General features: G+C 70.0%; 24 protein-coding genes. 6 read left to right on the plus strand and 18 right to left on the minus strand.

What is annotated here, in order from left to right:
- Positions 1-1056, plus strand: coding sequence for a PadR family transcriptional regulator (locus tag OHT21_RS14465; protein ID WP_328768697.1), 1056 nt, complete (start codon positions 1-3; stop codon positions 1054-1056).
- Between the two features lie 88 nt (positions 1057-1144).
- Here the strand turns inward: OHT21_RS14465 and OHT21_RS14470 are convergent, their stop codons facing one another.
- The 4 genes from OHT21_RS14470 to OHT21_RS14485 form a co-directional block, all read right to left on the minus strand.
- A complete protein-coding gene (locus tag OHT21_RS14470; RefSeq protein WP_328768698.1) occupies positions 1145-1732 on the minus strand; it encodes a Clp protease N-terminal domain-containing protein in 588 nt (195 codons plus the stop codon).
- Positions 1732-1941 (minus strand): helix-turn-helix domain-containing protein, encoded by a 210-nt coding sequence (locus tag OHT21_RS14475; RefSeq protein WP_010984411.1) that lies wholly within the window; start codon positions 1939-1941, stop codon positions 1732-1734. The genes OHT21_RS14470 and OHT21_RS14475 overlap by 1 nt, the downstream gene beginning before the upstream one ends.
- A gap of 87 nt (positions 1942-2028) precedes the next feature.
- Positions 2029-2997 carry a zinc-binding dehydrogenase gene (locus OHT21_RS14480; protein WP_328768699.1) on the minus strand — a complete coding sequence of 323 codons (969 nt, stop codon included), beginning with the start codon at positions 2995-2997 and terminating at the stop codon, positions 2029-2031.
- Between the two features lie 835 nt (positions 2998-3832).
- Positions 3833-5056 (minus strand): NAD(P)-dependent malic enzyme, encoded by a 1224-nt coding sequence (locus OHT21_RS14485; RefSeq protein ID WP_328768700.1) that lies wholly within the window; start codon positions 5054-5056, stop codon positions 3833-3835.
- A 551-nt stretch (positions 5057-5607) separates the two neighbouring features.
- Between OHT21_RS14485 and OHT21_RS14490 the strand changes: the two genes are divergently transcribed.
- The 3 genes from OHT21_RS14490 to OHT21_RS14500 are packed head-to-tail and all read left to right on the plus strand — an operon-like array spanning position 5608 to position 8307.
- A complete protein-coding gene (locus OHT21_RS14490; protein WP_328768701.1) occupies positions 5608-6570 on the plus strand; it encodes an ABC transporter substrate-binding protein in 963 nt (320 codons plus the stop codon).
- A gap of 34 nt (positions 6571-6604) precedes the next feature.
- Complete coding sequence (locus tag OHT21_RS14495) at positions 6605-7549, plus strand: amino acid ABC transporter permease (protein WP_328768702.1); 945 nt, start codon at positions 6605-6607, stop codon at positions 7547-7549.
- Positions 7546-8307, plus strand: a complete 762-nt coding sequence (locus tag OHT21_RS14500) for an amino acid ABC transporter ATP-binding protein (RefSeq protein ID WP_328768703.1) — start codon at positions 7546-7548, stop codon at positions 8305-8307. The genes OHT21_RS14495 and OHT21_RS14500 overlap by 4 nt, the downstream gene beginning before the upstream one ends.
- 70 nt (positions 8308-8377) lie before the next feature.
- On the opposite strand, the gene OHT21_RS14505 is transcribed toward OHT21_RS14500, so the two are convergent.
- Positions 8378-9136: a class I SAM-dependent methyltransferase gene (locus OHT21_RS14505; RefSeq protein WP_328768704.1), complete on the minus strand. Its 759-nt coding sequence runs from the start codon at positions 9134-9136 to the stop codon at positions 8378-8380.
- 95 nt (positions 9137-9231) lie between these two features.
- Between OHT21_RS14505 and OHT21_RS14510 the strand changes: the two genes are divergently transcribed.
- Entirely contained in the window at positions 9232-9861 is a 630-nt protein-coding gene (locus OHT21_RS14510) for a CGNR zinc finger domain-containing protein (RefSeq protein WP_328768706.1), read from the plus strand.
- Here the strand turns inward: OHT21_RS14510 and sodX are convergent.
- A complete protein-coding gene (gene sodX / locus OHT21_RS14515; protein WP_328774079.1) occupies positions 9765-10199 on the minus strand; it encodes a nickel-type superoxide dismutase maturation protease in 435 nt (144 codons plus the stop codon). The genes OHT21_RS14510 and sodX overlap by 97 nt on opposite strands.
- 145 nt (positions 10200-10344) lie before the next feature.
- Between sodX and sodN the strand changes: the two genes are divergently transcribed.
- Positions 10345-10740, plus strand: coding sequence for a superoxide dismutase, Ni (gene sodN / locus OHT21_RS14520; protein WP_328768707.1), 396 nt, complete (start codon positions 10345-10347; stop codon positions 10738-10740).
- Positions 10741-10815: 75 nt separating this feature from the next.
- Here the strand turns inward: sodN and OHT21_RS14525 are convergent, their stop codons facing one another.
- From OHT21_RS14525 to gvpJ, 12 genes are all read right to left on the minus strand, one after another.
- Positions 10816-11208: a hypothetical protein gene (locus OHT21_RS14525; RefSeq protein ID WP_328768708.1), complete on the minus strand. Its 393-nt coding sequence runs from the start codon at positions 11206-11208 to the stop codon at positions 10816-10818.
- Positions 11209-11256: 48 nt separating this feature from the next.
- Positions 11257-11967 (minus strand): maleylpyruvate isomerase family mycothiol-dependent enzyme, encoded by a 711-nt coding sequence (locus OHT21_RS14530; RefSeq protein ID WP_328768709.1) that lies wholly within the window; start codon positions 11965-11967, stop codon positions 11257-11259.
- 9 nt (positions 11968-11976) lie between these two features.
- Positions 11977-12486 carry a GNAT family N-acetyltransferase gene (locus OHT21_RS14535; RefSeq protein ID WP_328768710.1) on the minus strand — a complete coding sequence of 170 codons (510 nt, stop codon included), beginning with the start codon at positions 12484-12486 and terminating at the stop codon, positions 11977-11979.
- Between the two features lie 214 nt (positions 12487-12700).
- The gene (locus OHT21_RS14540; RefSeq protein ID WP_328768711.1) at positions 12701-14101 is read right to left on the minus strand and encodes an FAD-binding oxidoreductase; all 1401 of its coding nucleotides are present in this window, start codon (positions 14099-14101) and stop codon (positions 12701-12703) included.
- Positions 14102-14118: 17 nt separating this feature from the next.
- Positions 14119-17199, minus strand: coding sequence for an ATP-binding protein (locus OHT21_RS14545; RefSeq protein ID WP_328768712.1), 3081 nt, complete (start codon positions 17197-17199; stop codon positions 14119-14121).
- Between the two features lie 145 nt (positions 17200-17344).
- Positions 17345-17683, minus strand: a complete 339-nt coding sequence (locus OHT21_RS14550) for a gas vesicle protein K (RefSeq protein WP_443050635.1) — start codon at positions 17681-17683, stop codon at positions 17345-17347.
- Complete coding sequence (locus OHT21_RS14555) at positions 17655-17849, minus strand: gas vesicle protein (RefSeq protein ID WP_165341758.1); 195 nt, start codon at positions 17847-17849, stop codon at positions 17655-17657. Before OHT21_RS14555 ends, OHT21_RS14550 begins: the two co-directional genes overlap by 29 nt.
- A complete protein-coding gene (locus tag OHT21_RS14560; protein WP_328768713.1) occupies positions 17846-18895 on the minus strand; it encodes a GvpL/GvpF family gas vesicle protein in 1050 nt (349 codons plus the stop codon). Before OHT21_RS14560 ends, OHT21_RS14555 begins: the two co-directional genes overlap by 4 nt.
- Positions 18892-19362 carry a gas vesicle protein gene (locus tag OHT21_RS14565; RefSeq protein WP_328768714.1) on the minus strand — a complete coding sequence of 157 codons (471 nt, stop codon included), beginning with the start codon at positions 19360-19362 and terminating at the stop codon, positions 18892-18894. The genes OHT21_RS14560 and OHT21_RS14565 overlap by 4 nt, the downstream gene beginning before the upstream one ends.
- Positions 19363-19477: 115 nt before the next feature.
- Positions 19478-19729 (minus strand): gas vesicle protein GvpG, encoded by a 252-nt coding sequence (locus tag OHT21_RS14570; RefSeq protein WP_328768715.1) that lies wholly within the window; start codon positions 19727-19729, stop codon positions 19478-19480.
- Between the two features lie 3 nt (positions 19730-19732).
- A complete protein-coding gene (locus OHT21_RS14575) occupies positions 19733-20443 on the minus strand; it encodes a GvpL/GvpF family gas vesicle protein (RefSeq protein WP_328774080.1) in 711 nt (236 codons plus the stop codon).
- A 111-nt stretch (positions 20444-20554) separates the two neighbouring features.
- Positions 20555-20953: a gas vesicle protein GvpJ gene (gvpJ, locus tag OHT21_RS14580; protein ID WP_328768716.1), complete on the minus strand. Its 399-nt coding sequence runs from the start codon at positions 20951-20953 to the stop codon at positions 20555-20557.
- Between the last annotated feature and the right edge of the window lie 3 nt (positions 20954-20956).

Raw genomic sequence — 20956 nt, forward strand, 5'->3', positions numbered from 1 at the left:
ATGTCTCCCGTCTTTGCCCACGGACGACTGCGGCTCTACCTCCTGAAGCTGCTGGACGAGGCGCCACGCCACGGCTACGAGGTGATCCGGCTCCTCGAGGAGCGCTTCCAGGGCCTGTACGCGCCCTCGGCCGGCACCGTGTACCCCCGCCTGGCCAAGCTGGAAGCCGAGGGCCTGGTCATCCACACCACCGAGGGCGGCCGCAAGGTGTACGCGATCACAGACGCGGGCCGCGCCGAACTGGCCGACCGCAGCGGCGAGTTGGCCGACCTGGAGCTGGAGATCCGCGAGTCGGTGGCGGAGCTTGCCGCCGAAATCAGGGCCGACGTACGGGGCGCGGCGGGAGACCTGCGCCGCGAGATGCGAGCGGCGGCGAGCGAGGCACGCCGGAGGCCCAACTCGGGCGGCGCCAAGGGGCGGCAGGGGGAGCACGAGGCCGCCTACGGGGACTCCACGGAGTACATGGAGAAGGAGGCATGGCGTACCGCGAAGGAGGAGATGCGCCGCGTCAAGCAGGAGTGGAAGGAACAAGCCAGGCGAGCGAAGGACGAGAGCCGACGGGCTCGCGAGGAGGCCCAGCGCGCACGCCGCCAGGCCAAGGAGGCCCAGGAAAGGGCGCGGGCCCAGGCCCAGGAACTCCAGCGCGTCGCCAAGCGCGTCCAGGACCAGGTACAGGACCACTTCGCACGGGGCGACTGGCCCACGGGCGTACGGGAGGGCCTGTCCGAACTCGCCAAGGAATTCGGCGAGTTCGGAAAGGACTTCGGCAAGGGCTTCGGGAAGGACGCAGGCCGGCCGGAGAGGGAGCGGACACCGGAGCCGGACTACACGGTCACCCCCGAGGACTTCCCCGCCGACTACGAACCCGCCTGGGCGCACGACGACTCGACCGGCGAACCCACCCGCGACCTCGACCGCCTCCTGGACCGCTTCCGCGACGACATCCGCGACGCGGCCCGCGACAACGGGGTGACGGAGGACCAACTGCGGGAGTGCCGCCGCCACTTGTCGACGGCGGCGGCACACATAGGGGTGGTACTGCGGCCCAAGGGCTAATGGGGCAGCCTCAGGGCTGAGCGGGGGGCTCTCAAGGGTGCGGCCGCCCGCGGAAGCTCCGGGCACCGTACCCCGGCCGCCCCTCGCCTCAGCCGGCCTTCGCCTCTCCCCCGCCATAGAGCACGCGCCGCAGTGACGCGTACGTCACCCCGTGGTCGGCCAGCACCTCCGCGGGGACGCCGGGGCGGGAGGTGAGGGCGATCAGGATGTGCTCGTCACCGATGTGCCGGTCCTTGTGAGCGATCGCGATGCGCAGGGACTCCGTAAGCAGATCCTTGGCGCCACGAGTGAAAGGACGATGACCGCCGATGAACCCGGACCACCACCCCTTGCCGCGCCCCTTGTCCTTCCCGTCGGACCCCAACGCGCCCACGCCATGGGCTTCTTCGACCCTGGAGACGATCTCCGAGAGGTCAACGCCGAGACCGGACAGGGCGTCCGCCTCGGCGCGCGACAGCCCACCCCGTCGCCGCGCCTCGGCCAGGGCCTCCTTCGCTGACTCTTTCTGACGGTCGAGCCCCAGGGAGGCGAGAGCGAACGACCCACGACTGCCCTCGCGGTCGAGCAGGGCCAGCAGCATGTGCTGTTCCTCAACCGTCTCCGCACCCATCCGCTCTGCGTGCTCGACCGCGCCCAGCACCACCGCGCGAACGTCCTTGGTGAACCGTTCGAACATCACTGCCTCCCGTACTTCTTGTGGACGGCCTGCCTGCTGACACCCAGTTCCGCGGCGATCTCCTGCCACGACCAACCCTGATTGCGCGCACTGCGCACCTGCACCGCTTCGAGCTGCTCCAGCAGCCGCCGCAAGGCGGAGACGGCCCGCAGCCCGATCCGCGGATCGCGGTCACCCGCGCGCTCGGCGAGATCTGTTGCTTCGGTCATGACGTCAACGTACGTTGACACACCCCTTGGCGTCAACCCTGGTTGACATCAAGGGGTGTGCAAGGAACAGGCATGGAGGCAGACGCGTCAGGAGGCGGGCTTGAGGACGATCTTCCCGAACTGCTCACCCGACTCCATCCGCTCGAACCCCTCACGGGCACGATCCAACGGCAGGACTTCATCGATGACAGGACGCACACCGGTCGCGGCACAGAAGGACAACAGGTCCTCGAGTTCGTCCTTCGTGCCCATCGTGGAGCCGACGACCTTGAGTTCGAGGAAGAAAATGCGGGTCAGTTCGGCGTGCGAGGGACGGTCGCCACTGGTGGCACCCGAGATGACGAGGGTGCCGCCGGGCTTGAGGGACTTGACGGAGTGGGACCAGGTGGCGGCACCGACGGTTTCGATGACCGCGTCCACGCGCTCCGGCAGCCGGGCGCCGGACTCCACGGCCTCCACGGCGCCCAGATCCACGGCCCGCTTACGCTTCGCCTCGTCGCGGCTGGTGGCGAAAACCCGCAGCCCCGCGGCCTTCCCGAGCACGATGGCGGCGGTGGCCACACCGCCTCCGGCGCCCTGTACGAGAACGGAGTCGCCGGGGCGTACGCCGGCGTTGGTGAAGAGCATGCGGTACGCCGTCAGCCAGGCGGTGGGCAGACAGGCGGCCTCCTCGAAGGAGAGCTCCTTGGGCTTCGGCAGTACGTTCCAGGCGGGTACGGAGACCTGTTCCGCGAACGTCCCCTGGTACCGCTCGGTGAGGATGGAGCGCGGCTCCTTGGGGCCGACGCCGTGTCCTGTCTGCCCGATCACGGAGTGCAGCACGACCTCGTTGCCGTCCTCGTCGACCCCGGCGGCGTCGCACCCGAGGATCATCGGCAACCGGTCCTCCGGGAGGCCCACGCCCCGTAGCGACCACAGGTCGTGGTGGTTCAGGGAAGCGGCCCTGACGTTCACGGTCGCCCAGCCGTCCCGAGCCACGGGGGCGGGCCGCTCGCCCAACTCCAGCCCGTTCAAGGGCTGATCCCGATCAATACGTGCAGCGTATGCAGCAAACATGTGCCGACCCTAACGGTCAGCAGTTCAGCGGGGCGCCCACGGGGGCGGTGGGTTCGGTGCGTGGGCGACTGCGGGTCCGTCGGGGCTGGTCAGTTCCCCAACCCCGCCCCTTCCCGGCTGTAACAATTTGCGGCTCCGCCGCGTGGGGGGGCTGCGCCCCCAGGCCCCTCTGCCTCCGGCCGGTGGGGCGCCTACCGCGGGTGGGTGGGCGGGTGGGTGCCTACCGGGGTGGGGGTGACAGTCGTGTCGCGGCTGCGGGTGCGTTGTGGCTGGTCGCGCAGTTCCCCGCGCCCCTAAAAGCAAAAGCCTGCGACTGCCCGCACCCTCGACGAGCACGCGAACCGAAACCCCCGTCCGGAAGGGGCCCGCGCCCGAGCAGCCCGCGGCCGGGAAGGCGCCCGCACCCGAGCATGCCCGCGGTCCGGAAGGCGCCCGCACCCGAGCAAGCCCGCGCCCCGGAAAGCCCGCCCGGAGGGAGCCCGCACCCCCACGGCCCCGCAGCCGCCCACGGCGGCAAGGGGACGGGGCGGGGGTGTGCGCCCGCAGCGGCCGGCGCGCCAACACCGGCACCCCCTACCAGCCAACAGCAACGCGCGCCGGTCCGAGGACGGACACCCCCGACGCGGCCCCGCACCCACCACCCACCCAAGCGGCGCGAGGCTGTGACATATGCGGCTCCGCCGCGTGGGCGCGACCAGCCACAACCGGGCCGTCAGCCGACAACGAACCCAACCGCCCAACCGCCGGAGGCACCCCGCGTGGGCGCGACCAGCCACAACGAGGCCGCCAGCCGACAACGAACCCAACCACCCAACCGCCGGAGGCAACGCCGGCGTCAACGCCGAGCGACACCCTCCGCCCGAGCGGCAGCGGCAACCGCCGCCGTGACCGCAGGAGCAACCCGCTCATCGAACGGCGACGGGATGACGTAATCCGCGGCAAGGTCGTCCCCGACGACCGCAGCCAACGCCTCGGCCGCCGCGATCTTCATCCCCTCCGTGATCCGAGACGCCCGCACCTGCAGCGCCCCCGCGAAGATCCCGGGAAACGCCAGCACGTTGTTGATCTGGTTGGGGTAGTCGGACCGCCCGGTCGCCACCACAGCCGCGTACTTGTGCGCGACATCGGGGTGCACCTCGGGATTCGGGTTGGCCATCGCGAACACGAACGCGCCCTCGGCCATGGAAGCGACGGCCGGCTCCGGAACCGTACCGCCGGACACCCCGATGAAGACGTCGGCGCCGGCGAGCGCGGCCTCCAACGACCCCGACAACCCGGCCTTGTTGGTCAGCGCGGCAAGTTCCCGCTTGACCGGCGTCAGATCGTCCCGGTCCTCGGACACGACACCCTTGCGGTCCGCGACCGCGACATCTCCAAGCCCCGCCTCGAGCAGGAACTTGGCGATGGCGACGCCGGCCGCCCCCGCACCGGAGATCACCGCACGGAGATCCCCGAGCGACCGCCCCGTCAGCCGAGCCGCATTCCTGAGGGCGGCCAGCGTGACGACAGCGGTCCCGTGCTGGTCGTCGTGGAAGACGGGAATGTCCACCCGCTCCTGCAGCCGCCGCTCGATCTCGAAGCACCGGGGCGCCGAGATGTCCTCGAGGTTGACCCCGCCGAAGGACGGCGCGAGGCGCACCACGGTCTCGATGATCTCGTCGACGTCCGTCGTAGCCAGAGCGATCGGCACCGCATCGACCCCGCCGAACTGCTTGAACAGGATCGCCTTGCCCTCCATCACGGGGAGGGAGGCCTCGGGGCCGATGTCGCCGAGGCCGAGCACGGCCGTGCCGTCCGTCACCACGGCCACCACGGAGGACTTCCACGTGTAGTCGTGGACGAGTTCCGGCTGCTCGGCGATGGCGCTGCACACCTTCGCGACGCCGGGCGTGTACGCGAGGGACAGGTCGTCCTTGTCCCGGACGGGAACGGTGGCCCGCACGGCCATCTTCCCGCCCCGGTGCAGGGCGAACGCCGGGTCGATGGAATCGAGAGGCTCGGCGCCGCCGTCCTGATCCGTACTGCCGTCGCTGCGAGGATTGACGATCTCCGCTGCCACTTGTTTTACCCCTTAAGTCTTGAACGGTTGAGGGTGTCCACTCCGGGTGAGGGGTGGGCGGGCACCGCGTATGTCCCTGATGTGACGGCTACGTACGGGTACGTACGGGCACATACGCGACGGGCGCGCCGCACACGCGCCCTGAGCCCCGGATGAGGGGTGTAAGGAACCTTCTTACCGGACGGACGCCGTCGCCGACGAGTCCATAACACCAAGGTCACATGACGCTGGCAGGAATTGTGCCCGTATACACAGACACATCCTGACAAGTCAGCAGGGCGCCGCAAGTGCGCAGAGGCGGCTGCTCGCATCGCGCGAAGCACCGAAGATCTTCCGGCCAGAAGGCGAAGAATCCGCACAAGATCCGGTCGCGATCGACCGGTCCGGCACGGGTCGGGGGTCACCCGTTATCCGATTTTGACATAGCGGGCACCCTGAGGGGATCCGTCCGAATGGCAAGATTGCCGTCATCACACGAGGTCGCGACACCCACAAAGGTGTGTGTTCTCGTCGACCCATCGGCACTCCACCCTTCCGCCGGAGGAATCACCATGACCGCAAGCTCCACCCGTCGTACGACCGCCGCGCGCTCCCGGATAGCCGCGGTCGGTGCGATCGCGGTCGCCGGCGCCCTGCTGCTCACGGGCTGCGGTGACCAGACCGAGAGCAGCAACTCGGACAGCACCGACACCTCCTCGGCGAAAGCGGCCCCACTGGCCGACAAGCTGCCGAAGGAGATCCGCGACGCGGGCGTCGTCAAGGTCGGTTCCGACATCGCGTACGCGCCGGTCGAGTTCAAGGACGACTCCGGCAAGACGGTCGGTATCGACCCCGACATCGCCGCTGCCATGGGCAAGCAGCTCGGCGTGAAGTTCGAGTTCGAGAACGGCACGTTCGACACGCTGATCACCGGTCTGCGTTCCGACCGGTACGACATCGCCATGTCCGCGATGACCGACACCAAGGACCGCCAGGAGGGCGTCGACTCCGAGACGGGCAAGAAGGTCGGCGAGGGCGTCGACTTCGTCGACTACTTCACAGCCGGTGTCTCGATCTACACCAAGAAGGGCGACGACCAGGGCATCAAGACCTGGTCCGACCTGTGCGGCAAGAAGATCGTTCTGCAGCGCGGCACGGTTTCCGAGGACCTCGCCAAGGCCGAGGCGAAGAAGTGCACCGGCGGCAAGACGATCACCATCGAGGCCTTCGACAACGACCAGCAGGCCCAGACCCGCCTGCGCGGTGGCGGCGCCGACGCCGGCTCCTCCGACTTCCCGGTCGCCGCGTACGCGGTGAAGACATCTGGCGGAGGCAAGGACTTCGAGCTCGTCGGCGAGCAGGTCGAGGCCGCCCCGTACGGCATCGCGGTCGCCAAGGACAACACCGAGCTGCGGGACGCGCTGAAGGCCGCCCTGGACGCGATCATCGAGAACGGCGAGTACGACAAGATCATCAAGAAGTGGGGCGTCGAGGACGGCGCTGTGAAGGAAGCCACCATCAACGGCGGCAAGTGACCGCGCGGCCGGCGGGCACTGAAAGGCAACACCCGTGACTGTTGACATCGACAAGACGGACGGACCGGCGGACACCCCGCCGGCCGGCCCGGAGGCCATCAAGGCCATCCCGGTCCGTCACTACGGACGGTACGTCTCCGCCGTCATCGCCCTCGCCCTGCTGGGCGGGGTCATCTACGCGTTCTCCCAGGGAAAGATCAACTGGGGTGCGATCCCGGACTACTTCTTCAACGACCGCATCCTCAGCGGCGTGGGCAACACGCTGCTGCTCACGGTGCTGTGCATGCTGATCGGCGTCGTCGGCGGCATCCTGCTGGCGGTGATGCGCCTGTCGAAGAACCCGGTCACCTCGTCCATCGCGTGGTTCTACATCTGGTTCTTCCGCGGCACCCCGGTCCTGGTCCAGCTGATCGTCTGGTTCAACCTGGGCCTGGTCTTCGAGTACATCAACCTCGGGCCGGTCTACAAGGACGAGTGGTCGCAGTTCATGACCCCGTTCCTGACGGCACTGCTGGGTCTCGGCCTCAACGAGGCCGCGTACATGGCGGAGATCTGCCGCGCCGGTCTCCTCTCGGTCGACGAGGGCCAGACCGAGGCCTCGCACGCGCTCGGCATGAGCCACGGCAAGACCCTGCGCCGGATCGTCGTCCCGCAGGCGATGCGCGTGATCGTGCCGCCCACGGGCAACGAGGTCATCAACATGCTGAAGACGACCTCGCTGGTGTCCGTGGTCCAGTACTCGGAGTTGCTCCGTGTCGCCCAGGACATCGGTCAGACCTCCGGCGCCCCGGCCGAGATGTTGTTCCTCGCCGCGGCCTGGTACCTGGTGCTGACCTCGGTCTTCAGCGTCGGCCAGTACTACCTGGAGCGGTACTACGCCCGCGGTTCCAGCCGCACCCTCCCGGACACACCGTTCCAGAAGATCAAGGCGAACATGCTGTCCCTGTCGAACCGTCCGTCGGCAGGAGGTGCCGCATGACCGCCATGGTGAAGGCCGAGGGCGTCCACAAGTCGTTCGGCCTGGTCGAGGTCCTCAAGGGCATCGACCTGGAAGTACAGTCCGGCGAGGTCTTCTGCCTCATCGGCCCGTCCGGCTCCGGCAAGTCGACCTTCCTGCGGTGCATCAACCACCTCGAGAAGATCAACGCGGGCCGTCTGTACGTGGACGGAGAGCTGGTCGGCTATCGCCAGAAGGGCGACAAGCTGTACGAGCTCAGGGACAACGAGGTCGCCCTGAAGCGCCGGGACATCGGCATGGTCTTCCAGCGTTTCAACCTGTTCCCGCACATGACGGCCCTCGAGAACATCATCGAGGCCCCCGTCCAGGTCAAGGGCGTCAGCAAGGCCCAAGCACGGGAGCGCGCGGGCCAGTTGCTGGAGCGGGTGGGCCTGGCGGACAAGGCCGGGACGTACCCGTCGCAGCTCTCCGGCGGCCAGCAGCAGCGCGTGGCGATCGCCCGTGCGCTGGCCATGGAGCCGAAGCTGATGCTCTTCGACGAGCCCACCTCGGCCCTCGACCCGGAACTGGTCGGCGACGTCCTCGACGTCATGCGTGACCTCGCCGAGTCCGGCATGACCATGATCGTCGTCACCCACGAGATGGGCTTCGCCCGCGAGGTCGGCGACAGCCTGGTCTTCATGGACGGCGGCGTGGTCGTCGAGTCGGGCCACCCCCGCGACGTACTGACGGATCCGCAGCACGAGCGGACGAAGTCGTTCCTGTCCAAGGTTCTCTGAAGGTCCTCTGACGGTACGTACGAGATGGGGCGGTACGGGATGCCCGTACCGCCCCTTACTCATGCGCTCGTCACTTGAGCGCGAGGACCAGCGCGTCCGAAGGTGAACGCCACACGGCCCGGGCCTCGGCGAAGCCCTTTTCGCGCAGCACGCGTGCGTGCCACTCGGCGGAGGGGGTGTCGCCGTCGGCGTGCTCCCCGTAAATCTCGAAGCGGCGGGCGGTCGGCTCGGCGAGTACCGGGTCCTGGGCGGCGAGCTGCCACCACTCGGTCCAGCCGAGTACGCCGGCCTCCTTGGCGCGGTTCATGCGCTCGTGCCGCTGCGCGCGCTCCGCCGCGTTGATCTGCGGGGTGGACTCGTCGATCATGTGGTCCGCGTTCATGAACACACCGCCGTCGCGGACGAGTTCCGCGACCTGACCGTAGAGGACCGCGAGGGGCTCGAGGTGCAGCCAATGGAGGGCGGTCGCGGTGAGGACGGCGTCGTACGAGTCGTACGGCAGCTTTGTCGTCCAGTCGGGGTCCTTCAGGTCGGCCGTCACGAACGTGACGCGGTCGTCGTCCGCGAAGGTGCCCTCGGCGATGGCCAGCAGCGCGGGGTCGAGGTCGACGCCGGTGCTGACGGCCTCCGGGAACCTTTTCAGGAGCCGGGCCGTGATACTTCCCGTACCGCATGCCAGGTCGAGTACACGCGGTGCGGGGCCGACCAGGGCTCCGACCATGTCGAGCATGACCCGGAAGCGTTCCTCACGATCCGGGAGGTACCACTCCTGCTGTGCGTCCCAGCTCGCTTGCCATGCAGGCCAGTCGGCTCCGGTCACGGTGGTCATGCAAGCCCCTCCCCTCCAGGAGTAATACCCTGGAATCACAGTCAGCCATTACTCGCTCGCATCACGACCATAGAGCGCCCTCGTAAGGACTACAAGTGGAACTGGCCTATTACTCGGACTACGCCGTACGTCTCGTCAACACCGAGGAACCGGCCCGGGGCAAGGACTCGCTCACCTCGGTCGAGGCCGTCCGCGACCTCTTCGGGGGCAACGCGTCGGCGGCCCGCCGCGCCACAGACGCGGACGTCACCCGTTTCAGGGGCGTACGGGCGCGGCTGCGGGCGGTCTTCGAGGCGGCGGACGGCGGCGACGAAACACTCGCCGTGGACCTGCTGAACTCGCTCCTCCTCGAATTCCCCGTCAGCCCGCAGATCTCCGGGCACGACTTCCGGGACGACGACGGCCGCCCGCTGTGGCACATGCACCTGGCGGACCATCCCTCGAACGCGACCGCCGGCTATGCCGCGATCGCCGCGATGGGCCTGGCCTTCCACCTCACCGAGTACGGCGTGGACCGCCTCGGCCTGTGCGAGGCCGCGCCGTGCCGCAACGCCTACCTCGACACCTCGACGAACCGTTCCCGGCGCTACTGCTCCGACCGCTGCGCGACCCGCGCCAACGTCGCCGCCTACCGCGCCCGCAAGCGCCTGGAGGCCGACCGGTCGGGGAACACCGGCCGCGCGGCCGAGAACGCCCAGCGCGCGACCGCGAGCGGCGAACGCTGACCCTCCTTCAGGGGCCGGTACCGGAACCATGCCTTTCCGAGGACGAATTCCTCGGGCACGGTCCCGTAGTCCGTGCTGTCCCCGCCCGCGTACGCGTTGTCGCCGAGCACCCACCAGCCGCCCTCGCGCCGCTCCACGGCGCGCTTGACGACCAGCAGGTCCTGCTGGAACGGATGACGCAGAACGACCACGTCTCCGGGCCTGATCCGCGCCCCGTACTGCACCACGAGCAGATCCCCGTGGTACAGCGTGGGCACCATGGACGGCCCGGTCACTTCGGCCACCCCGAAAGGCAAGACAGCCCTCCCGTGCTCGGTCTCCTGCGACAGCTCCGGCATCACCGGCACCTCCCCGGTCCGATCCTCCACCAGTCTCAGTCTCACCCCGGACTTTTGTCCTAAGCCCATGGGGGCACTCGCGAAATCCCGTCCAGCACGGAGTAATGTCCCACCTGAGAAGACGATCACGAGGAAGGACAGCTCAATGCTCTCCCGCCTGTTTGCCCCCAAGGTCAAGGTCAGCGCACACTGTGACCTGCCCTGCGGTGTGTACGACCCGGCCCAGGCCCGCATCGAGGCGGAGTCGGTGAAGGCCATCCAGGAAAAGATGGCCGGCAACGACGACCCTCACTTCCAGGCCCGGGCGACGACCATCAAGGAGCAGCGCGCCGAGCTCGCCAAGCACCACGTCGCGGTGCTGTGGAGCGACTACTTCAAGCCGCCGCACTTCGAGAAGTACCCGGAGCTCCACCAGCTGGTCAACGACACCCTGAAGTCCCTCTCGACCGCAAAGGGTTCCACGGACCCGGCGACCGGCCAGAAGGCACTCGACTACATCGCCCAGGTCGACAAGATCTTCTGGGAGACCAAGAAGGCCTGATCCTTGATCAGGCTCTCTGACCTGCGATTACGTTGGTTGCAGCGTCTCCCTTTCCGCACCCGGTCCTCGGGGCGCCTAAAACGGCGGCCCTGACGGATCGGGTGCGGTCTTCTGCGTCCGGACACCGAAGTCGGCGATCTCGGAGAAGGCCAGCCCTTGAAGGGCGAGTTGTTCTGTCTCGTATCGGCCCTCGGCTGTGGCCTCGACGTCGAACCCCTGCGCGACCGCCGGAGGGTAGCCGATGAGTTCGAGCGCTCGACTCGGCAGTGCCTGGCGGGACGCGTCTTCCGACTCCCACAACAAAACGGCTCCCCACCGGTTGGTGTCCGGATCGGAGAGCCACATCTTGAAGCGGAGCCCGGGCACCGCGGAGAACGCGGCGACGGATTCCTCACGCAGGTACTCACGCATGGACTCGATGGTCTGCCCCGACGCGGACAGGTCCCACCAAACTATGTCGGCACGCATAGCGTTCCTTCCCTTCGACAACGCAATACCGGCTGCCGGCCGCAGACGTCACACCCGGTCCAGTCGCTGTGGCGGGTGGGGCGGCCAGGGACCGAGAGCGGGCAGCCCCTCCGCCGCCACCGGTGAGATCGCGGGTGTACGTCCGGCCAGCCAGGCCGCCAGATCGCGCACCCGTCCGGTGACCACCGCGCCCGGCTGCCCGTCGCCGACGGACCAGTGTCGACGCACCTCCTCTGCACGGAGGCATGTGCCTGCCGGAAGACGGCCCAGGAGGAAGTCGATGGCGTGTGCGGCCAGGTCCTCGGGCCAGTCGTCCGGCCGCACACCGAGTTCCAGGTCGACCATGTGGATCCATGTCTCGCGCCAGCGCGCGAAGACCGTGGCGGCGAGGTCCGCGTTTCGGAATGTGACGGGACGGCTCCAGTCCATGCCGTCGGCGCGTGCCCAGACTGCCTCCAGCGCGGCCGTGTGCGTGGCGAGTTCCGCGCGGTGCTCGGCGGCGCTGCGACCCGCCGTGGCCTCGATGATCGCGTTGCGCTCGTCCACCCCGCCGTCGTAGCCCGCCACGAGGTCACCGCGCAGGGCATGCTCCGCGAGACGGGCGAACATTCTCGCGTTGTCGGTGAGATGCGCCAGGACATGGCCGCGTGACCATCCCGGTAGGGCGGATGCCTCGGCGACCTGCTGGTCGTCCAGTCCAGCGAGAAGCCTTTCCAGTGTTCCGTGGGCTTCGATCACTGCCGCGACAGGAGGTTGCATGCCCCCGCCCTACAGAGCCGGGCTCTGGTTGCGGACAGCCGGGGCCTGGGCAGCGAGTTCCTGGAGGGGCTCACCGCTCAGTCGACGTACGGTCCACTCATCCAGGAGCTCCAGGTCGAGCGACTTGTAGAAGTCGATCGTCGGTTCGTTCCAGGCCAGGACCCACCACTCGAAGCGCTCGTAGCCGTGTCGCTCGCAGATCGCGGCCAGGGAGGCGAGCAGAGCCTTGCCGTGCCCGCCACCTCGGGCGTGCGGCCGTACGTAGAGATCCTCCAGGTGCATGCCGCGCGTGCCCGTCCAGGTCGAGACGCGGGGGAACCACAGGGCATAGCCAACTGCCTTGCCCGTCTCGTCGTCCTCGGGGATCAGTGCGAACGCAGCGGGAAGTTCTCCGAACAGTGCCTCGCGGAGCTGCTCCTCGGTCGCACGGGCCTGCTCGACAGCCCGTTCGTACTTGGCTGGTTCGCGGATCATCGCGTGGATCTCCGCGACGTCGTTCACTGTGGCGGCACGGATCATGCCGGAGATCATCGGTCACGGTGCCGAGCCGTGTCCATCCAATTCCGCGCCTTCTCAGCGGCGTGAAGTGGACTGCCCGGGCTTGGCCTTGAGGCACCCCACCCGCTCACGCTGTTTCCTTCGCCTCCTGCCACGACAGTTTGCGTTTGATCTCTCCGGCGGTGATCCGCGGAATCCCGCCGTAACGGCCGCGGAGGTACCCAAGTTCGAGGAGCTAACCCACAGGCGCGAGGTGGCTGGGGCGGATGTTCTGGTTGAGTCTGAAGAGGTTGGTCGGGTCGTAGGTGTCCTTCAGGGTCGCGAGGCGTGCGTACTTGTCGTCGCCGTAGGCGTCGCGGACGCGGTCGGACTCCGGGGTGAAGTTGAGGTACGAGGCGCCGGTGCTGAACGGTCGCATGGCGGCGGCGAAGGCGCGGCCGGCTGTGGTCATCCGGCTGTCGTCGGACGGGTCCGCCCACATGCAGATCGGGTGGAACAGGTAGCCGGCGTCGCGGTGGGAGAAGGCCGCCGCCTCGTCGGGCACCGTCGCGACGCCTTGCCCGATGCGGAAGATGACCATCTCGCTCAGGGGTGCGCCGGCCACGGTCAGGTCGACGGCGTGGGCGAGGAACGTGTCGATCGCCTCGTCGCTGAGCTCCCTCATGTACTCGCCGCGCCAGTAGCTGCGGAAGCCTCGCGGCGCGAGCGGGTCGAGGGCGGCCTGGAAGGCGGTGTACGGCATGGGGGCGATGTGGTCGACAGCGGGATGGAGGTCCCGGATCGGCTGGACCACCTCGGCACCCTGGCCGGCGTCACCGACGTACAGGGCCGCCACGCCCAGGACCGGTTTGCCGCGCAGTTCCTCGGGGACGAACGGCTCGGGCGGCGCGGTGAGCACCACGCACGCGGTCGCGAGTTCGTCGGGTGCGGCGTCGGCGCGGTCCCGCCAGCCGCGCAGGGCCTCGGGGGCGCGCTCGATCGGGAACATCGTCAGTCCCGCGAGGACGGTCGGGCCGAGCGGGTGCAGCCGGAAGGTGAACTCCGTGACGATGCCGAAGTTGCCTCCGCCGCCGCGGATGCCCCAGAACAGGTTGGCGTGCTCGTCCTCACTGGCGCGTACGACCCTGCCGTCGGCGAGGACCACCTCTGCGGCGATGAGGTTGTCGCAGGCCAGCCCGTACGTGCAGGAGGTCCAGCCGTAGCCGCCGCCGGTGGTGAACCCGCCGATCCCGGTGGTGGTGACGCGCCCGCCGGGTGTGTGGAGCCCGTACGCCTGGGTGGCGGCGTCGAGTTCGCCCCACAGGACGCCTCCACCGGCTCGTACGGTCCGCGCTTCGGGGTCGACAGTGATCGACTTCAGGCCGCTGAGGTCGATCAGCAGCCCGTCGTCGCAGGTACTCAGCCCGGCGACGCTGTGGCCGCCGCAGCGGACCGCCACGACGAGCCCGTGATTACGGGCGACGTCTACGGCCGCGGCGACGTCCGCGGTGTCGGCGGGGCGGGCGATGAGTGCCGGGCGTCGGTCGATCATGGCGTTGAAGACCTGCCGGGCCTCGTCGTAACCCGGCTGGGCCGGCCGCAGCATCTGGCCGGAGAAACCCTCGTGCAGTGCGGCTGCCGGATCGGTGAGGGTCATGGCTCCTCCTCCGGTTGTCAGTCCCCCGGTTGTCGTTCCAGGGCACGATCGTGGCCGGGGCAGCGTTCCGCGAGCGTTTCCCGGATCCGCTGCTCGAAGGCGTACGCCCGCTGGCGCCGGGCCGCGGTGAGTGCGCGCCTCAGTTCCGCCGCGACCTCGTCGCCGGGAGCGTCGAGGGCGGCGAGGAAGGTCGCGCGCAGGCGTCTGATCTCGGCTTCCCAGAGTTCGGCGCCGCGGCCCATGCCGAGCGCCTCGTCGGCCAGCGCGAGGCCGGCCTTCGGCTCGCCCGCCACCGTGTAGTCCTCCAGCAGCAGGCGCGTGGCCACGCCCGGCAGACCCGGTGCGGGCGACCGGCCACGCACGAGGTGCTCACGCACGTCCCGTACGCGGGCCAGTCCGGCGGCCGTGCGCCCGTCGAGGACCTCGAGGTGGCCCGCGAACATGTCCGCCACCAGCCGGATCTGGGCGGGAGCGTCGTCCATCGGGTCGGCGGCGAGGATCCGCACGTAGCGGCGTAGCCGTTCGGTGTCGGCGCGGTCCATGGCGAGGATCGCGGACCACACCCAGACGGTGGCCCGGCTGTAGGAGTGGGCGGACTCGCCGGCGGCGTGCAGGGCGAGGGCCTGCTGGTGGTCGGCGTCGTCGGGATGGCCCTGGAGCCAGAGGGTGTGGGCCAGGCGCATCCGGACGAGCAGTTCCGGGTCCTGCCCGTAGCGCAGCACGTGGGCGCCGCGCAGGGCGGGCCGGAAGCGGCGCATCGCGGCTTCGAAGTGGGTGCGCGCCTCGGCCAGTTGTCCGGGCCAGTAGGCGGCGATGCCGAGGATGTAGTCGCTCTCCACCCGCAGGACCGGGTCGTCGTCCCGCTCGGCGCGCGCCCGCAACTGGGCCCCGTACGTACGTGCCGACTCCCATTCGCCACGGGTGAGGGCGGCCAGCGCGAGGGACCACACCAGCGGCGGCTCGGGGTCGCAGCCGAGTCGTCCGGCCAGACGCAGGGCGCGGGTGTGCACCTGCGCCATCCGTTCGGAGCCGTATCCCTCGCAGGCCACGAGCGGTGCCGGGAGCGAGGTGAGCAGGCGCAGCTGGAGCCGGGCGGTGTCAGGACCGGGTGGCAGGCGGCCGGCCAGCGCCAGTGCGCGTTCGAGTGCCCGGACGGCAGCCGTGTGGGCGTGCAGCCATTGGGCGTTCTCCGCGGCGCGGGCGTACCAGCGGACGGCCTCGCCGGTCGCACCGGCGTGGTCGTAGTGCTGGGCGAGAGCGGCTGCGGCGGCGTCTCCGCTCCGCTCGAGTGCGCGGGCGATCGCGAGATGCGCCTGACGCAGGCGTGGCGGGCCGAGCGAGGCGTACGCGGCGTCGCGGATTCGGCCATGGCTGAAGTCGTAGGCGCCCGGGCCGTGTGCGCGGATGATCCCGCGGTGCCAGAGCTCGTCCAACGCGCCCACGAACGTCTCCTCCGGCAACCCGCTCGCCGCCGCCAGCACATCGGCGGTGAAGGCTCGGCCGAGCGCGGCGGCGACGCCGGCCAGGGCCGCGGCGGGGCGCGACAGCCGGGCCAGGCGGCCCGCGATCACCGCCTGCACCTTTGACGCGTCCGCCGGCGCGTCGGGCTTGAGCGCCTCGACGACGAACAAGGGGTTGCCCTCGCTGTCGTCGTAGAGGCGCTGAAGCCCGCTCGTCTCCAGCGGCGCGCCCGTGATGCGTTCGGCGAGCAGCGCGGTCTCCGCCCGGTCGAGCCGGTCGAGCTCGATCCCGGTGAAGCGTCCGAGCGCCTGGACAGCGGTGATCAGGTCGAGGAGCGGGTGGTCCGCGTCGCACTCCTCGCGCCGGGCGGTGGCCACGACGAGCAGCCGCGCGGACGGTGCCGCGCGCAGCAGGTGGTGGACGAGACGCAGCGACTGCGCGTCCGCCCACTGCGCGTCGTCGAGGACCAGCAGCAACGGCGCCCCCGCGGCCAGCAGCGCGTGGCCGATCGCGTCGGACAGCCGCCGTCGCAGCTCCGCCTCGGGCAGCGGCTCGGGCGGCGGCACCCGGGCGGCCACCTCGGGCAGCAGACGCGCCAGCTCAACGAGGTGAAACCCCTCCAGCCGGGGCAGCCGCGCGGCAACCGGCCGGGACCGAAGCCACGCGATGGCCACCCCGTACGCCACCGGGTCCTCCCCCGGATAGGCACGGGCCCGCACCGTCAGCCCACCGACCCGCGCACGCACCTCGTCGACCAGCCGCGTCTTCCCGACCCCCGCCTCACCGCTGACCAGCACCAGCTGAGCCCGTCCGGACGCCGCGGCACGCCACACGGCGGACAGGCGAGCCCGCTCCACCTCGCGCCCGACGAACGGCGACGTGCCGGACGCCTTCCCACGGGAAGCGGACGGCGTCCCCGGGCCAGCCGGTGCGTCGGCCACGAGCGACGCGTACACGGCACGGGTCTCAGGCGACGGCTCGATCCCGAGCTCGCGCTCCAGGACCGCCGCGCAGGCGTGGTAGGCGCGCACCGCACGGGCACGGTCCCCGGACGCCCGGCACAGCTCCATCAGCAGTCGATGGCTCTCCTCGCGCAGCGGATCGCAGGCGACCAGCCGCTCGGCACAGCGGATGGCGTCCGGCAGACGCCCGTCGCGCCGATGGCGATGCGCCAGCTCCTCGAGCGCGTCCAGGTGAAGACTTGCCAGCCGTTCCCGTTCACCGAGGAGCCACTCGTCGTAGCAGCCCTCCATCAGGTCGCCTGCGTACGTCTCGACCGCGTCCTCCAGCCGCCCGGCGGCCAGCGCCCTCTCGAAGTGCTCCACGTCCAGCCACAGGGACGCCTCCGGGCGCCACTGCAGGCTCCGCGGCCCGATGTCGATCAGCCGGTCGGCCTCGGGCAGCGCATGGCGCAGGGTGTGCAGCACCTTGCGCAGGTTCGTGTGTGCCTGGCGCTCACTCGAGCCGGGCCACAGCAGGAACGCCACATGCCGACGCGGCTGCGGCGCGTCCCGGTGCAGCAGCAGGTAGGCCAGCAGCGATTCCGCACGTGCGGAGTCCAGCGGCCCCAGCCGCCGTTCTCCGCTGCGCAGATCCATGCCGCCCAGCAGGCGCGCGTGCAGAGCTGTCCCGTCCATCAGCCGACTCCCGAGCACACGGCCCGGCATCCGGGTACCGCCCGCCCCCACGGACCGGGGCCCGGTCACCGGTACGGCGTTCCCGGTTTCCAGGCTGCGACGTCCGGCCGGGTCCCGCGAGCCGTCCGGGAATCCGCGGTGGCCTTCAGTCGGACGGCAGCAGCGTCCCCAAGGGCCCAAGGTCCATGTTCAGGTCCTCCAGCCGCAGGTCATAGCGGGCGCAGAGGTCCTGCATGCGGTCGTGGAGGAGCATCAGGGTCAGGCCTACGCGTTCTTCCTGGTCCTCTGTGAGGTCGTTGTTGTCGACTCGGTGGAGGGCCTGGCGTTCCATGAGCTGGCGGAGGAGTTCGACGACGGTCAGGACGAGTTTGACCAGGTCGCGTTCGACTGTGTCCGGGTCGGTGGACAGGCGGCGGGCGGCGGTACGGGCTTCCGGGGGCGGGGGCATGGCGGCCTCACTGCGGCTGGGTGGCGGCGTCGACAGCGGCGGCGGCGACCGGAGCGATGACGGCGCGCAGATCGATGCGTACGAGGTCGACGTCGGCGATGGACAGGACCAGGTCGCCCGTGATGACGACGCCGCCCTGGAGGAGGCGGTCGAGGAGGTCGATGAGGGCGACCGGACGGTCGGCGACGGTGGCTGCGGTCATGAGACGGGTTCCGCGGGGAGGGAGAAGGAGTACGGGGCCCAGGGCCCGGTCACTTCCACATGAACGCCCTGGAGGCCCTCGGCCGCTGCCAGGACGCGGGTGCGGAAGTCGCCGACGCGGTCTTCGGGGACGAGGTAGGCGTCGTTGCTGACGTTGGGGCCGGGGGCCGAGCCGGCGAGTTCGCCGCTCTGCGGACGGAAGGCCACGCGGTCCACGGCGAGGGTGCCGGCGAGTTCCCTCAGGCGGGCGGCCGTGTCGGTGGCGGCCTGCCAGGCGTCCTCCGTCGAGCGCTTACGGCGGCGGCGTCCGGCCAGGTAGGCGCGGCCGACGCCCAGGCCCTTGGCCGGTTCGGGGTCGGGAGACTCGTCGTCGGGAGCCGCGTAGATCTTGACGCCGAGTTCCACGTGGCCCGTGACGCGGTCCAGCAGTGGCAGGAAGTCGTCGCGGCGGTTCTCCAGGGTCTGCCGTACGCGGCCCTCGTCGCGGTAGACGGTGACCAGGCGCAGCGGCAGCACGGCGATGCCGCGGCCGGTGAGCGAGGCGACCACCGCGTGGTGCCCGCGGGCCGTGGCCTCCAGCCAGTCCAGGTCCTCCAGGCCGGCCCTGACGGACGCCTCGTCGAACTCCGCGGCGGGGACGGTGCCGACGACCGCGGCGAGCGCCGGGGGGTGGTCCGGTGCGTCGTCCCGGGCACCATCCTGTGCCTCGTGTGCCTCGTGTGCCTCGTCCGGAGCGCCATCCGAAGTGCCATCCGGTGCGTCGTCGCCGAACTCCAGCAGGCGTATCGGTTCGCCCGCGACCCCGCGCAGGTCCGCGACCGCACGGGCGGCCTCCGGGGTGCGGCGCAGCACGGCGTAGGCGTAGACGATGTCGGTCTTCGCGCCGGTGCCGGTGCCGGTGCCGACCTCGGTCTCGACGTCCGTCTTGAGGTCTGTCTCGACGCGGTCGTCGATCTCGGCGTCGATGCCGGCTCTGACCTCGGCCTTGATGCCGGTGCCGAAGTCGGTCTTCACATCGGTGTCGGTGACGATATCGGTGTGCGTCATGAGGCAGGGCTCCTGTCGGCGGACCGCAGCGCGGCGATCTCCGCGCGCAGGCGTTCGTTCTCCTCGGCGAGGGAGCGGACGGGATCCTCGGCCTCAGCAAGGGACCGCCCGTCCGGCCGCTCGGCGAGCGACGCGTCCGACCGCTCGGCGACGGGCTGCTCCGCGGCACCGGAACTCGCCTGGGAAGCCTGGGAGGCCCGGGAGGAGAGGGTGGGATCGTGTTCCCACCAGTCGATGCCCATCTCCTTCGCCTTGTCGACGGAGGCGACGATGAGCCGCAGCTTGATGGTGAGCAGCTCGATGTCGAGCAGGTTGATCCGGATGTCGCCCGCGATCACCACGCCCTTGTCGAGGACCCGTTCGAGGATGTCGGCGAGGTTGGCGCCCTGGCCGCCCGGCCCCTGCACGTACGGGGACGGAAGGCGTGACGCCGATCCGCCGAGTGTGCCTGCCACCGGTTGCGTCATGGTCGCTGCCCAATGCCTCGTGGCGTGACGCGTCGCTGCCCGATGCGCCGAGGCGTGACGCATCGTCGCCCGATGTGCCGTGGCGTGATGCCTCGTTGCGTACTGCGTCGTGGCGTCATGATCCGGAGGCTCGTCTCCATGCGGTGATCTCGTCGAGTCGGTCCAGCAGTTCGTCCTCGCGGCGGTCGTACTCGTCCTCGTCGATCCGCCCCTCCAGCAGGGCCCGTTCCAGTTCGGTGAGGGCCTGTTGGACGGGGGCCGGGTCGTAGTACTCCGCTTCGGCGGCGTCCCGCACCTGCCCGGCGACCCACATCGTGGTGCGCAGGGGCGCGAGTGGCAGCGTGAGGATGCCGGTCAGCAGGCCCATGGGTCAGGCCGCGAAACTGTACGGGGGCAGGGGGCCGCGCAGCCGGAAGTCGTAGCCCTCGCCGAAGTCACGCGCCAACTGCTGCCCCGCCTCGGTGAATTCGTGGGCGTGAGCACGTGCGACGAGGAACGAGACGTTGAGGAAGTCGTCCTTCGCCGGAGGGCCCTCGACTCTCGCGCGGGTCAGCGAGGACAACTGCTGCACGACCTGTTCGGCCAGCAGCCGCTGCCGGGCGTCGACCTGCTTGGCCAGCAACTCGCCGAGAGCCACGCGATCCTCGTAGGTGCCGTTGCCGTCCCGGGTGAGCTCGTTGAGTCTGCGGGCCTCTTCGGACTCGCTCAGCACCTCGCGCAGCAGGTCGTCCTGGGCGCGTGCGGCCTTGAGGTTGAACTCGGTGGTGCCGTGCAGCTCGGCGAGTCTGCGCGTGTACTCCTCGCTCTTCTCCTCCAGCGCCCTTCCGACGGTCGCGCTGTCGGGGGCGAGCATCCCGAACCGCATGGGCAGCACCGCCCCGTCCGCCATCAGCCGCTCCTGCAGCTCCTGGTGGGCGGTGAGGTCACGGCGCTTGGGTCGTAGCTCGGTGGGTGCGGGGCTGACGACGGCGGCGAGCCCGCCGCGGATCACCGCGCTCAGGGAGCCGCCGATGCCGCCGACGGTCCGTAGTCCGTCGAGCCGCAGGGGATGGTCGGAGCCGGTGATGGCGTAGACGTACAGGGGTGGGTCCGGTGCCGGCTCCGGGACCGGTGAGGCCGGCGCCGGGTTCGTCGGGGCGTCACTCACCGCGCCTCCCCTTCTCCTCCTGTGCCCTCTCCTCCTTCTCCTTGCTCACCGCTTCTTCCCCTCCTCGTCGTCGCCGCCGAAGAAGTCGCCGACCGCGTCGACGACACCGTCGACGGCGCCGCTGATCGCGCCGTTCGTCGTGCCCCTGGCCCCGCTCTCGACCATGTCGCCGACGATGTCGGTGAGCCGGGCGGGCGCCTTGCGGCCCGATTCCAGGTCGAGCCGGTTACAGGCCTCGGCGAAGCGCAGATAGGTGTCCACGCTGGCGATGACGATGCGTATGTCGATCTTGATCAGCTCGATGCCGACGATCGAGACACGGACGAACACGTCGATGACGAGCCCGCGGTCCAGGATGAGTTCGAGAATGTCGTAGAGCCCGGCGGTCCCCGAACCGCTGGAACTGGAGGCGGCAACGGGTTGCGTTCCGCTTGCTGTGGTCATGAC

This window comes from Streptomyces sp. NBC_00286 (assembly GCF_036173125.1).
Classification (GTDB): domain Bacteria; phylum Actinomycetota; class Actinomycetes; order Streptomycetales; family Streptomycetaceae; genus Streptomyces.